Annotated in this window: 13 protein-coding genes; 2 read left to right on the top strand and 11 right to left on the bottom strand. The window is 73.9% G+C overall.

The window, feature by feature from the left end:
* Window positions 1-20: 20 nt before the first annotated feature.
* The 10 genes from DV20_RS42270 to DV20_RS42225 are packed head-to-tail and all read right to left on the bottom strand — an operon-like array spanning window position 21 to window position 9908.
* Window positions 21-1397, bottom strand: a complete 1377-nt coding sequence (locus DV20_RS42270) for a hypothetical protein (RefSeq protein ID WP_043789555.1) — start codon at window positions 1395-1397, stop codon at window positions 21-23.
* 12 nt (window positions 1398-1409) lie between these two features.
* Entirely contained in the window at window positions 1410-2336 is a 927-nt protein-coding gene (locus DV20_RS45710) for a poly(ethylene terephthalate) hydrolase family protein (RefSeq protein WP_051736362.1), read from the bottom strand.
* Window positions 2337-2363: 27 nt separating this feature from the next.
* On the bottom strand, window positions 2364-2702 hold the full coding sequence (locus DV20_RS46910) for a hypothetical protein (RefSeq protein WP_043789552.1): 339 nt from the start codon (window positions 2700-2702) through the stop codon (window positions 2364-2366).
* Between the two features lie 30 nt (window positions 2703-2732).
* Entirely contained in the window at window positions 2733-3965 is a 1233-nt protein-coding gene (locus DV20_RS42255; RefSeq protein ID WP_043789551.1) for a 2-hydroxyacyl-CoA dehydratase family protein, read from the bottom strand.
* Window positions 3962-4972 carry a 2-hydroxyacyl-CoA dehydratase family protein gene (locus DV20_RS42250; RefSeq protein ID WP_043789550.1) on the bottom strand — a complete coding sequence of 337 codons (1011 nt, stop codon included), beginning with the start codon at window positions 4970-4972 and terminating at the stop codon, window positions 3962-3964. The genes DV20_RS42255 and DV20_RS42250 overlap by 4 nt, the downstream gene beginning before the upstream one ends.
* Complete coding sequence (locus DV20_RS42245) at window positions 4969-6207, bottom strand: CaiB/BaiF CoA transferase family protein (RefSeq protein WP_043789549.1); 1239 nt, start codon at window positions 6205-6207, stop codon at window positions 4969-4971. The genes DV20_RS42250 and DV20_RS42245 overlap by 4 nt, the downstream gene beginning before the upstream one ends.
* Window positions 6204-7343 carry a CapA family protein gene (locus tag DV20_RS42240; protein WP_043789548.1) on the bottom strand — a complete coding sequence of 380 codons (1140 nt, stop codon included), beginning with the start codon at window positions 7341-7343 and terminating at the stop codon, window positions 6204-6206. Before DV20_RS42240 ends, DV20_RS42245 begins: the two co-directional genes overlap by 4 nt.
* A complete protein-coding gene (locus tag DV20_RS42235; RefSeq protein ID WP_043789547.1) occupies window positions 7340-8125 on the bottom strand; it encodes an amino acid ABC transporter ATP-binding protein in 786 nt (261 codons plus the stop codon). Before DV20_RS42235 ends, DV20_RS42240 begins: the two co-directional genes overlap by 4 nt.
* Entirely contained in the window at window positions 8122-8994 is an 873-nt protein-coding gene (locus DV20_RS42230; RefSeq protein ID WP_051736361.1) for an amino acid ABC transporter permease, read from the bottom strand. The genes DV20_RS42235 and DV20_RS42230 overlap by 4 nt, the downstream gene beginning before the upstream one ends.
* On the bottom strand, window positions 8991-9908 hold the full coding sequence (locus DV20_RS42225; RefSeq protein ID WP_043789546.1) for a transporter substrate-binding domain-containing protein: 918 nt from the start codon (window positions 9906-9908) through the stop codon (window positions 8991-8993). The genes DV20_RS42230 and DV20_RS42225 overlap by 4 nt, the downstream gene beginning before the upstream one ends.
* Before the next feature lie 189 nt (window positions 9909-10097).
* Here DV20_RS42225 and DV20_RS42220 point away from each other — a divergent pair, with 189 nt between their 5' ends.
* Window positions 10098-11078, top strand: a complete 981-nt coding sequence (locus DV20_RS42220) for a PaaX family transcriptional regulator (protein WP_043789545.1) — start codon at window positions 10098-10100, stop codon at window positions 11076-11078.
* Window positions 11079-11200: 122 nt separating this feature from the next.
* Here DV20_RS42220 and DV20_RS42215 read toward each other — a convergent pair whose 3' ends face one another.
* A complete protein-coding gene (locus DV20_RS42215) occupies window positions 11201-12043 on the bottom strand; it encodes a TIGR03620 family F420-dependent LLM class oxidoreductase (RefSeq protein ID WP_043789591.1) in 843 nt (280 codons plus the stop codon).
* A 93-nt stretch (window positions 12044-12136) separates the two neighbouring features.
* On the opposite strand from DV20_RS42215, the gene DV20_RS42210 reads away from it, so the two are divergent.
* Window positions 12137-13018 (top strand): LysR family transcriptional regulator, encoded by an 882-nt coding sequence (locus DV20_RS42210; RefSeq protein WP_043789544.1) that lies wholly within the window; start codon window positions 12137-12139, stop codon window positions 13016-13018.
* Window positions 13019-13031: the final 13 nt, after the last annotated feature.

The raw sequence follows: 13031 nt of genomic DNA, 5'->3' as shown, positions 1-13031 counted from the left end.
TCGGCGAGCCGGGTGGAACCTCACGCCCCGGCCGGGTACGGCCGGTTGAAGTGCGGCGGCACGTAGCTCAGGTAGCGTCCTTGCCCGCCGTCGGCGGCGGCCGCGAGCGCGTTCATCGTCCGGGGCGAGGTGTCCGGCCAGTGCCCGGTCCGCAGCCGCGTCAGCATGCGGTCGACGGCCGCCTGCTGTTCGCCGGTCGTGTACGTGCAGTGGCCCGCGGTCTGCACGTACGTCTGCCGGAGCAGGGCCCCGTTGCCCGCGCGACGGGCCAGCGAGCCGTAGGACTGCTGCTGGGCCACCGTGGAGATCTGGTCTCCGGTGCCGTTGACCGTGAGCACCGGGATGCGCAGGTCGCCGGTGAACACGATGCCGCGCTCCAGGTAGCGGACAGCGGCGGGATCGGCGGAGACGCGCGGCGCGGCGGCGAGCCGGCCGAGGTCGGCGCGCAGGTCGAGGCCCGCACGCTCGTACAGCTCGCGCACCGCGTTCCGCTGGCTCGGCGCCGCCGAAGCGAGCTGGCGCGCGTAGTCGACGCCGGTGTTCCACGACGGGTTGCCGCCGGCCAGCTGCTCGATCGTCCGCCGGCTGCTCATCGCCTGACCGAGGTACGGCAGCGGGCCGCCCGCGAGGGCGAGGTACATGCCCTGTTCGACGGCGTCGACGTCACGCTCGTCCGGGACCGGGGTCGCCGAGCCGTCCGGGGCCAGGCCCCAGGACGGCAGCTGCCCGATCGCCGCCGCGAGGGCGATGCGGGCCCGGCCCGCCGGCGTCGGCTGAGCCGACGCCGCTGCCGAGAGCCACTGCTGCTGGGCCGCCGGGACGTCGGCCGGGATACCGGTGACCGGCAGAGCGGTGTCGTGGAACAGCAGCGTCTTGAGCGTGAAGACGGTGTCGAGCTTCTGGTTCCACTGCCCCACCGCGCCGCCGAGGCCGCCGCACATCGGGATCGCCGCGGCGAACCGGCCGGGGTGCACCTGCGCCACGCCGGCGGCGACCATCCCGCCCATCGACCGGCCTTCGGCGATCGCGTACCGCGCCCGCCCGAACGCGGCTTCGAACCGGCCGAGCGCCTCGGCCTGGTTGTCGATCGCCCGCGCGATGTTCCAGCTGCTGATCGCGCGCGTGGTGCCGCCCACCGCGTAGCCCCGCTCCAGCAGGGACGCGGTGAGCGCGCTCGCCAGTCCGCCCGCGGCGAAGTCGAGGTCCACGAGCACGGTCCCGTTCCACCGGGACGGTTTGGCGAAGGTGTACGGCGTGCCGTCGGCCAGCTGCCCGCCGGTGCACCGGGCGGCCGCGACCGGGTCCGGACACGGCTGCCCGGGCTCCGCCGCGTGGGCGGTGGCGGGCAGCCCGGCGACGAGCACCGCGGCCGCGACCAGAGAGGCGATTCTCCGCATGATCTGCTCCTGTCAGAAGTTCTTGCCGGTGACGGTCCAGCCCGGCGTGGCGCACAACCCGCAGCCGGCGCCGAGGAAGAAGGCACGCGCCGCGCGGTTGCCGTTGAGGGTGAAGTCGAACCAGGAGACGAGCACCCGGACGGCTTCCTCGCGGACGCTCGGGTCGGGGTTGCCGTCGCGCTGGCCGTAGACGAACCCGGTGTGTCCCGCGGCCGGGTTGGTCGCCCGGACGGCGGGGACGGTGACGAGGTCGTAGTTGGCGCCGCTGTTGGCGTAGGCGACGTCGCTCGGGCCGCCGTCGACGAACAGGACCGGCGTGTGCAGCTTCGCCAGGTTCTCGCGCCCGTAGCCGAGGGTGCCGTCGGCGAAGAACCCGCTGTCCAGCGACAGCACCGACTTCACCCGCGGGTCCGCGCCCGCCACGAGTGCTTCGATGCCGCCGCACGAGTGGCCGGTGACGCCGACGCGCCGGGTGTCGAGCCGGTCCCGCAGCTCGCTCCCCCGGCGGCCGTTCTCCCGTTCGGCCCAGGTGATCGCGTCCGTGATCACCCGCGGTTGCGGGCTGCCGTTTTCGGTCAGCGCGGGCTCGTCGAACCCGCCGACCGCCACCACGACGAACCCGTGCGCGGCGAGCAGCGTTTCGAGGGTCAGCAGCTCGTCGTTGCTGGTGTGCCGGCACGCACCGTTGCCGAAGACCACCACGGGCAGGCGGCCCCGCACCCGGTCGAGGTCGGCGGGCCGGTAGACGGTGTACTCGGCGGCGTAGTCCCCCGTCCCGGCCGCGGCTTCGCGGACCACCGGGTGGAACACGGTGGACGCGGGCGGGGCGGGCGGGGCCGCGACCTCCGCGTCGGAGGAACCGGGCACGACCGCCGCCGTGAGCGCGACGAGCGCCGTCGCGGCGGCCACGAGCGCGGGCTTCAGCCAGGCGTTTCCCATCGAGAGTCCTTTCTGGACAGTTGGTTGCTACGACGAGCTGGTTCGCGCGGTCTGGGTGACGTACTTGTTGCCGCCCTGCCGCTGCGTGACCTCGATCGCCGCCGCCTCGGTCATCCCGGCGGCGTCCGCCCGGCCCGAGCGGGTGGCCAGCAGGGTGGCGACGGTCCGCGTTGCCTTCCGCTTGGTGTCCGCGCGGAACCAGGACAGCTTGTTCAGCTGCCCGCGACGACGATGGTCCGCGTCTTGACGCCGAGCACCTGCCCGGGCGCGGCCTGGAAAGTCGGCGTCGATCCCGGTGACCGTCCCGTCCGGCGCGACCGTGCGGTAGCGCGAGTGGGAGTCCCGCCGGCGAAGTGGAGACCGCACAAAAGGTCCTTTCCGGACGGTCGGGTCCCATCAGGTCAGCTCGTCGAGCCACTCGGTCATCCGGGCGGTCAGCCCGTCGCCCGTGCGGGCGTCGACGTTGTCCGCGTGCAGCTCCAGCACCGGGATGCCGGCGGCACGCAGGGCGCGGGTGGTGAAGTAGCTGCCGCGCGCGTCGTCGGAGACGAGGTGCACGACGCCGTCGACGCCGTGGTGGCGGGCTTCCTTGACGTACCACTCCGCCGACCACGGCGGGGTGTAGAGCTGGTCGCCGAACGCGGCGAAGCGGGCGGCCAGGGTGCGCAGCGGGTCGGTTCCGTAGCGCAGGTAGCCGTCGGCGGCGATGGCCAGGTACATCGACCAGACGAACACCGCGCCGTGCGACTCCTGGAACCGCTGGTAGAAGCCGAGGTCGAACCACAGGCCGCGGCCGATCCACATCAGCCGCAGCCGCTCGTCCCGGCACACCGCGACGCGCGCGTCGATCCGGTCGCGCACCTCGTCGTGGAAGGCCCGCGCGGCGTCGCGGGCCCACTCGGTGCCGCGGTGCCACTGGGGCACCATGACGCTCGGGATGCCGTCGGTGACGGCGATCGGGCACGGCCGCGCGGCCGCGATCAGGTCCCGGGTGCGGCGGTTCCACTCCTGCTGCTCGTTGACCAGGTCCAGGACCTCGCGGAACCGCGTCTCGGAGAACACCCGGCCGGTGGTCTGCTCCAGGAACCGGATGAGCCCGGTCAGCTCGCCGGTGAGCAGGTCGAGCCGGTCGCGGCCGATCGCCTCCTCCCAGCGGTGCGGCATCAGCTCCCACCACCGCTCCGGGACTTCGTTCTCCGCCGCGCTTTCCAACGGGTAATAGGTGACGCCGGGCCGGGCGCCCCAGACGTCGAAGATCTTCCGGGCCGCGTCGCCGGTCGTCTCGCCGAGCACGATCGACGGCGTCGGCAGGCCACCCCACGGCGCCTGTCCGGGATCGTCTTCGAACGCCGACGCCAGGGAAGTCGCGCTGTACTGCTCGACGTAGTCCGGGTAGCCGCGGTCGCGCAGCAGGCCGAGGTACCGCTGGGTCTGGCGTTTCGCCGCGACGATCGACGCCCACCACTGGTTGACGACGTACGGGATGCCCATCGCGCGGAAGATCTCCTGGGGCGCGTCCGCGTTCACCAGCGCCAGCGGGACCCCGCCGCCGACTTCCTCGCGCATCCGGGCGAACCAGTCGCGCTGGTAGGCGGTCGCCGTCGTCGCGGACGCCAGCCGCGCGGTCACGCCGCCGCTCCCGCCGGGACCAGCGCCGCCAGCGCCTCGGGCGTCAGCTCGCCGTAGGGCTGCCGTTCCGCCAGCACCGCCGGCAGCCCGGTCGCGGCCCGCTGCTCCGGGAAGTCCCACGGCGGGGCGTCGTCGTGGATGCGCGCGTAGGAGAACAGCACCTCGGCACCGCAGGCGCGGGCGGCCGCGGCCGTGTGCCCCGCGCGCTGCCGGATCGACGCGCGCGGTGCGGCCGGGCCGTTGTGCTGGTACCGCTCGGCCAGCGCGAGCTGCGTCGGCGCGGCGCAGGTGCGGGCGAAGAGCAGCTCACCCCAGTCGTGGTCCTCCCCCACGACGAGGAAGCCGTGGCGCTCCAGCGTCTCGTACACCGCCGGGTGGTCGTGGGAGCTCCCGGTGAGGAACAGCCGGACCCCGTCGGCCACGGGCGGGCCGGCCGCCACGCCTTCGACGAGCGCGGTGGCGTCGGTGACCGGCAGCCGGGTGGTCGCGGCGACGACCTCGAGGAACCGGGTGCCGCTCAGCCGGTTCGCCCGCCGCAGGGCGGCGACGCGGGCGAGGGACCGCCGCAGGGTGTCGTGGGCGGTGATGGCCGCGGCGAGGTCGTCGTCGCCGATGGGCCGCCACTGCCCCAGCCACGCGCGCAGCTGGGCGATCTTCGCGTGGACGTACCGGGTGGTCGTGTGGTGCGGCAGGTGCAGGACGTCCACCAGCCGCACCGGCGGCAGCCCCAGCTCCGGCTCGACGCGGCGCAGCTCGCGCAGTGCGTAGAACAGCCGCAGGGACGCTTCGCAGTCGCGGGAGACGATGACGGCTTCCAGCGGCCCGTAGTCGCCGGCGAGCAGCCGCGTCAGGATCGACCGGGCGACCGGGTCCACGCCGCGGCCGAGGTAGCGGTCGCCCGGGGTGCTGTCCTCGCCCGGCTTCCCGGTCAGCCGCAGCGGCCGCAGCCCGGCCGCGGTGATCAGCTCGACCGGGACGTCCGCGCCGACGTACCCGACGGTGTTCAAATCACCGCCTCCGCGGCGAGGTCCGCGAGCTGCTGTTCGGTGTAGCCGAGCAGTTCGCGGTAGACGTGCTCGTTGTGCTCCCCCAGCGCGGGCGCCGGCCGGTCGAGGGCGACGCGGGCGGCGGAGAAGCGGATCGGCACGCCGGTCCCGGCCAGGTCGGCGACCGCGCCGTGCCGCGGGTGCCGCAGCGGCACGACCTCCTCGCGCGCGAGGACCAGCGGGTCGCGGACGGCTTCCCGCGGCTCGCGGACCTCGGCCGCGGGCACCCCCTCGGCGGTGAACGCGGCGAGGATCTCGGCCAGTGGCCGCACCCGGCACCACTCGCGGATGAGGGCGTGCAGCTCGTCGGCCGCACGGACCCGCTGGTCGCGGGTCCGGTAGCGGTCGTCCTCGGCCAGTTCCGGGCGGCCGATGGCCCGCAGCACGCCGTGGGCGAAGGCGTCGGTCGGCGCGCAGAGGGCGAGGTGGCCGTCGGCGGCGGGCAGGATGCCGAACGGCGCCAGCCGCGGCACCATCGACCCGGTGCGCTGCGGCAGGCCGACCGCGTCGAAGGCGTCGAACGGCTCGCACGCGACCAGCGACGTCAGCGCGCCGAGCATCGAGACGTCGACGTGCTGGCCCTCGCCGGTGTGCTCGGCCTGCAACAGCGCCGACACCGTGCCGACCACGGCGAACAGCGGCGCGAGGAGGTCGCCGATCGGCAGGCCGAACCGGACCGGGCCCTCGTCGGGCTCGCCCGCGGTCATCATCACCCCGCTCAGCGCCTGGATGATCGAGTCCATGGCCTTGCCCGAGCCCGGCCCGCCCTGGGCGCCGAAGCCGCTGATCGAGGTGTAGACGAGCCGCGGGTTGATCTCCCGGACCCGTTCGTAGGAGATGCCGAGCCGGTCGGTGACGCCCGGGCTGTAGTTCTCGACCAGCACGTCGGCGTCGCGGACGAGGTCGGTGAACACCGCGCGGGACCGCGGGTTCTTGAGGTCGAGGGTGACGCTGAGCTTGTTGCGGCCGCGCAGCAGCATCGACACCGAGAGGTCGTCGTCGTGCCGGCGGGCGAGGTTCAGCCCGTCACGGCCGACGTAGGGCGCGTTGTTGCGGGACGAGTCCCCGCCGGTGGCGGGGTTTTCGACCTTGATCACGGTCGCGCCGAGCCCGGCGAGCAGCAGGGTCGCGTACGGCCCGGCGAGCGCGGTGGTCAGGTCGATGACGGTGCGGCCGGCCAGTGGCTGGTCGGTCATGCGGGAACCCCCTCTTCGGCGTCGACGAGCACTTCGGCGCCGCGGGTGGTGAACCGGCCGTTGAGCCGGGCCCCGCGGGTGATGTCCTCGACGTACTTCGTGACTGCTTGGCCTTCCGGCGTGCCGCCGACCGGGACCGGACGGCCGTGGTCGTCGATCCGGCAGGGGACGAAGCCCGCTTCGCGCAGGCCGGTCCCGTCGAAGCGGCAGAAGGCGATGGCGGTGTTGCGGCTTTCGGGGTGGAACGGGAAGAACGGCATGTCCGGGTCCGGCGCGAAGCCGTAGAGCTGCGTGCGCCGCTCGGCCCACGCGCGCAGTTCGTCCGCGCCCACCCCGGCGCCGGGTGTCAAGGCGTGGGTGACGGTGGCGAAGTTGCCGAGGCCGTGGAAGATCGGCCGTCCCCGGTGGACTTCGATGCCGCGCATGATGTGCGGGTGGTGGGCGAACACCGCGTCGGCGCCCGCGTCGACCGCCGCGCGGGCGACCGGGCTCTCGTACATCGCGACGGTCACCGGCGTGTGCCCGACGCCCTTGTGCAGGGACACCACCACGACGTCGACCTCGGCCCGCAGGCGGCGCACGTCGTCGGCCATCGCGTCCAGGCTGTCGGGATCGGCGAAGGTGTAGATCTTCGGCGGACCGCCCGGGCTCGCGTGGTCCAGCTCGTAGTGGGTGAGGACATGGACGTACGCGCAGCCGGGCTTGCGGGAGGTGGCCCAGGACTCGCGCGGGCCGACGCAGTTGTAGGACAGCACGCCGATCCGCAGGCCACCGCGCTCGACGATCGCCGGGCGCCGGGCCTCGGCGAGGTTCACCCCGGCGCCGGCCGTCACCATGCCGGCCTCGCGCGAGTAGGCGATGGTGTCGGCCAGCCCGCCGGCACCGGCGTCGAGGACGTGGTTGCCCGCCAGGGTGACCACCGCGAACCCGGCCTCGGCCACCGCCTTCAGCGCCGCGGGATCCGCGGGCGGCGCCGGGACGTCGGTGCTCTGCTGCACCGCCGTGGTCGAGTGCGGCACCTCGACGTGGCCGATCGCCAGGTCCATCCCGCGCAGCACCGGCGCAGCCGGGGCGAGGAAGAACCCGGGGTCCGGCTCGTCCAGGATGAGGTCGCCGACAGCGCCGACAGTGATCACGACGCACCCTCCGTTTCGGACAGATGGCGGGACAGGAAGGCGCGCAGCCGGTCGGTCCGCGGGCGGGCGAACAGCTCGGCCGGCGGGCCTTCCTCGACGATCCGGCCCGCTTCCATGAACACGCACCGGTCGGCCACCTCGCGCGCGAAGGCCATCTCGTGGGTGACGACGACCATCGTGGTGCCCGCCTCGGCGAGGCCGCGCAGCACGGCCAGTACCTCGTCGACCAGCTCCGGGTCCAGTGCGCTGGTGGGCTCGTCGAACAGCATCACCCGCGGCCGGACCAGCACGGCCCGCGCGATGGCGACGCGCTGCTGCTGCCCGCCCGAGAGCTGGCGCGGGTAGTGGTCCTCGCGCCCGGCCAGGCCGATCCGCGCCAGCAGCTCCCGGGCCTCCTGTTCCACTGTGGACCGGTCACGCCCGTGGACGCGGATCGCCGCGTCGGTCACGTTGCGCAGCACGGTGAACTGCGGGAACAGGTTGAACTGCTGGAAGACCATGCTCATCCGGCGGCGCTGGACGGCGATCCGCCGCTCGCTCAGCGGCCGCAGGCCGCCGGGTGCGCGCCGGTGGCCCAGCAGCTCGCCGTCGAGGTACATCGCCCCGCCGTCGATGGGCTCCAGCTGGTGGGCGCACCGGACGAGGGTCGACTTGCCCGAGCCCGACGGCCCGATGACGACGACCGTCTCCCCTTCGCGCACGTCGAGGCTGACGCCCGCCAACGCGGTCACCGTGCCGAATTCCTTGCGGATGGCGCTGATCCGCAGCACCGGCGCGCTCACCGGGCACTCCGGTGGCCGCGGGAGAACCGGCGCTCCAGCCGGCGTTGCCCGGCGGTCAGCAGGGTGACGACGACCAGGTACCAGAAGCAGGCGACCAGCAGCATCGGCACGATTTCGTAGGTGCGGTTGTAGATGACCTGCACCGAGTGCAGCAGGTCCGACATCGCGATGACCGACACGAGCGCGGTGCCCTTGAGCACGTTGATGAACTGGCTGCCCGCGGGCGGGATGATCACGCGCATCGCCTGCGGCAGCACGATCCGCAGCAGCGTCTGGCCCGGCGGGTAGCCCATCGCGCGGGCGGCGTCGCGCTGCCCGGGGTCGACCGACGACACGCCGGCGCGGAAGATCTCCGCCAGGTAGGCCGATTCGACCAGCGACAGGCCGATCACCGCGGCCGTCAGCGGCGTGATGACCGTGTTGGCGTCCCAGGTGCCGAAGACCGGGCCGAACGGGATGCCGATCGACAACGCGGGGAGCAGGTAGGCGAGGTTGAACCAGAAGATCAGCTGCACCAGCGGCGGGATGCCGCGGAACAGCCCGACCCACAGCGTCGCCACCCACCGGGCGGGCGCGAACCCGCTCAGCTGCATCGCCGCGACGACGCCGCCGGCCACCGAGCCGAGCACCATGGCGGCGACCGCGAGCAGCACGGTGGTGCCCAGTCCCGCCATGACGCTCTTCTCGAAGAGGTACTTCGCCACGACGTCCCACTGGAAGCGGTCGTTGCCGGCCAGGAAGACCACCAGCTGCGCGGCCAGCACCGCCAGCACGAGGACGAACAGCCAGCGCAGCGGCCGGAACCGGCCGCGGGCGCCGGCGACGTCGTCGCGGGCCGTCGACTCCTCCACTGTGGACACGGCGGTCATTTCGCGGAGGCCGCGTCGAACAGGGGTTGCGGGACCTTGACGTCGTCCAGGCCCCACTGACGCATGATCCGCGTGTACGTGCCGTTGCGGAACAGTTCTTCGAAGGCCTTCTGCAGCACCGGCCCGAGCTTCGCGGCCTTCGGCGTGTACAGCGCGAGGTTGTCCTTGGTGGCGCCCTGCTCCTCGGTCTGCGTCACGTACTCGTACTGCCCCTTCTGCTGGGTGGTCACGTCGATCGCGGCGGCCTGGGTCATCCCGGCGGCCTCGGCCCGGCCGGACTTCGCGGCCAGCAGCGTCGCGTTCGTGTCGTCGAGCCCGACCACATGCACGGCCGCCTTCTGTGAGCGCTCACAGTAGGCCGACAGCTTGGCGAGCTGGTCTTCCACGACGCTCGCGGTGACCACCGCGACGCGCTTGCCGCAGAGGTCGGCGGCCTGCTTGACGCCCGCGGCGGAACCGGTGGGGACCACATAGGACGTCCGCGTGGTCATCCACGTGACGGTGTCGAACTGCTTCTCGCGCTCGGCGGTCGCCTTGACCGGCCCGTTGAACGCGTCGTACCGGCCGCTGAGCATGCCCTGCAGCGCGGCCGGCAGCCCGCTGACGATGGTGGTTTCGGTGCGCACGCCCAGGAGCTGGCCGAGCGCCTGCTGGAAGTCGTGGTCGATGCCGGTGACGGTCCTGCCGTCCGGGCCGACGGTGCGGTACGGCGGGTGGGAGTCGCCGGCGAACCGGAGGACGCCCGCGTCCTTGACCGCCTGCGGCAGCTGGTCGTGCAGCGCCGCGTCGGTGGTGAGGGCGGCCGCGGTGGGCGCGGAGGCGGCCCCGTCGTCGACCGTGCACCCGGCCAGCGCGAGTCCCGCGGCGACCGCGGCGAGCGTGCTTCGACGCCATTGACGAAGTGAGGAACCCATGTCGAATTCTTCCTGCGGAAGGCCGTCCGGACGGGGCGGCGCGGGGACCTGGGGAATGATTGGTTGCTATCTGGGCGCCGATCGTCGCATGATGTGTCGCGTGTTTCAACCCCTGGATCCACCGGCCCGGCCGGAGCTGCCACCATGGACCCCCGCGGCGGACCGGCCGCCGGGAGAGGCAGGAGCGCGATGACGACGGGCCCGCTGCCCCGCGCCCAGCAGGGAGCCGAGCCACAGCTGCTCCTGACGTCCCTGCTCGGCGATTTCTGGTACTGGCGCGACGAACACATCCCGTCGGCCGCGCTGGTGGAGCTGCTCGGCGAGTTCGACATCAGCCCGGCGAGCGCGCGGGCGGCGATCCGCCGCCTCGCCGCCCGCGGCCTGCTCACGGTGTCCCGCAGCGGCCGGACGACGGCGTACGGCATCCCGGCCCGCACGTCCGAGGTGATCATCGAGCGCACGCACCGGATGCTGACCTTCGGGACGACCCCGCCGGAGTGGGACGGCCAGTGGACGGTGGTCACCTTTTCGGTGCCGGAGCAGGACCGCGGGCTGCGCACGGCCCTGCGGTCACGGCTGCGGGTGCTGCGGTTCGCCGCCCTCTACGACGGGGTCTGGGTCAGCCCCCACGACCTGGCCGGACCGGCGCTGACCGCCCTGCGCGAGCTGGGCCTCCGCAGCGCGACGGTGTTCCGCGCGACCGAGGTCCCGGGTTCGGCCGCGGCGGCCGCGGCCTTCGACCTCGAACCGCTGGCTCGCGAGTACGAGCAGTTCGCCGACCGGTACGAAGAGGTGCTCACCGGCCTGGAGGCGGGCCTGATCAGCCCGGCGCAGGCGTTGCGCACCCGCACCGAGCTGCGCGTGGACTGGCGCCGCTTCCCGGAGACCGACCCCGACCTGCCGGCCGAGCTGCTGCCCGCGAACTGGGCCCGCGACCGGGCGGGCAAGGTCTTCCTGCAGATCTACGACCGGCTCGGCCCGCTCGCCGAGCGCCGGTTCCGCGAGGTACTGGCGGCCACGGACCCGGCACTGGCGGACCTGGCCACGCACCACGACTCGCTGAAGGTCGCCGCCCTGTTCACCGCACTGGGCGACCGCCACCCGGCCGGCGACACCCCGTTCGAGCAGGCCGCGGAGGCCCGGCGCCTGGACGAAGCCCGCCGGCGGTAGAGCGGCGCTCAGCCCGCGGGCCGGCCGCACGCCCGCGACCGGCCCACAGGCGACACGCGGCCACACACCGGTCACCGGCGCGCGCGGCCGCCCGCCTGCTCGCCGCGGCCGGCCCGGCCGCATCAGCTCTGCGGCACCCGCTGCTCGCCCACCGCCGCGGCGATCGCCCGCAGGTCCCCGATCGGGTCCGCGCCCATCGCGTGCAGGCCGACCTGGCTGGCCCCCGCCGCCAGCTCCGCGCGGATGCCCGCCGCGACCGCCGCTTCGTCGCCGTGGAACACCAAGCCGTCGATCAGCCGGTCGCTGAACGGCTCCGTCAGGTCCTCCTCGGTGTACCCGATCCGCCGGAGGTTGGCGGCGTAGCTGCTGATGCCCAGCATCGGGCGCACCCCGGCCCGGGCGGTCTCGCGCGCCCGCCCGGCGTCGCCGTCCAGGAGGACGCCGTGGCCGGGTACCACCAGCTTGTCCGGGCCGAGCGCCTCGCGGGCACGCCGGGTGTGCTCGGGCGTCACCTGCAGCGTCAGCGTGCCCGCGGCGCGCTCGGCCGCCAGCCGGAGCATCCGCGGCCCGAGGGCGGCCAGCAGCACCCGGTCCGCGGGCACCCCCGCCGCGGTCAGGGCGTCCAGGTAGCTCTCGACCTTCGCCACCGGCGACGCGTACCCCGCGTCGAGCTCCCGGTGGCCGGCGCCGATGCCGAGGAAGAACCGGCCGGCGTGCTTCGCCGCGATCCGGTGGTAAGACTCCGCGACCTCTTCCGCGTCGGCGTGCCACACGTTGAGCACGCTGGTGCCCACCACGATCCGGCCGGTCGCGTCGAGCAGCCGCTCCACCGGCCGCAGGTCAGCGGGCGGTGACGCGGCCAGCCACACCGTGCCGTAGCCGGCCTCCTCCAGGGCGACGGCGTCCGACGCGGTCGCGTCGGCCGCGGTCAGGTACGCGGCGAGGGATTCCCGTTCGATGGTCATGATCACGACCTCAGCACCCGCCGCCCACCCGAACCAGCCCCAGTCGGCACGTGCTGCGATAAGCTGGCCTTATCGTCCAGCCAGGCGGGAACCATGGAACTACGGGCCCTGCGTTACTTCGTCGCCGTCGCCGAAGAACTGCACTTCGGCCGCGCCGCCGAGCGGCTGCACATCGCCCAGCCCGCCGTCAGCCAGCAGATCGCCCGGCTGGAGCGGGAACTCGGCGTCCGGCTCCTCGACCGGTCGCCCCGGCGGGTCCGGCTCACCGCGGCCGGGCACCGCGTGCTCGACGCGGCCCGCACCACGCTCGCCGCGGCCGGCCAGGTCGAGATTGCGGCGAAGCAGGTCATGACGACCGTGCGCATCGGCACCGCCGCCGGCCTGACCGCCCGATTGGAGCGCGGGATCGACGCCCTCCGCGAGCGGGCGCCGGAGTTCGACGTGGTGCTGGTCGACCTGCCGGTCGAGGCCCGCCTCAACGCCCTGCGGCAGGGCGAACTCGACCTGGCGCTGACGCGGGGCGTGCGGTCCGTGCCCGGCCTCACCGTGCTGCCGACCTGGACCGAGCGCCTGTACGCGGTGGTGTCCCGGCACCACCCGGCCGCGGACCGCCGGGCCGCGGGCCTCGCCGAGCTGGCCGCCGGCACGCTGCGCGTGCCCGCCCGCGAGCACGACCCGCCCCTGCACGACGCCGTGGTCCGGGCACTGTGCGACACCGGGTTGCCCGCACGGGCGGGCCGCCCGACCGGCACGCTCCAGGACACGATCGTCGAAGTCGGCTCGGAGCCCTCCAGCTGGACCGTGCTCCCCGCCGACCAGGTCGCCGAGATCCGGTCGGCCCGGGTCCGGGCGATCCCCCTGGAACCGGCCATCACGATCACCGGCAGCATCGTCGTCGCCGCGGAAAACGCGAGCAGCGCCGCCGAGTGCGCGGTGGCGGCCTTCCGCGACGAGGCGCCCGCACACCGTCCATAGTGGAGGATGCGGT

Source organism: Amycolatopsis rifamycinica (assembly GCF_000695625.1).
In the GTDB taxonomy this organism is placed as follows: Bacteria; Actinomycetota; Actinomycetes; order Mycobacteriales; family Pseudonocardiaceae; genus Amycolatopsis; species Amycolatopsis rifamycinica.
The sequence above is the reverse complement of the archived record's forward strand: the minus strand, read 5'-3'. Positions and strand labels throughout refer to the sequence as shown.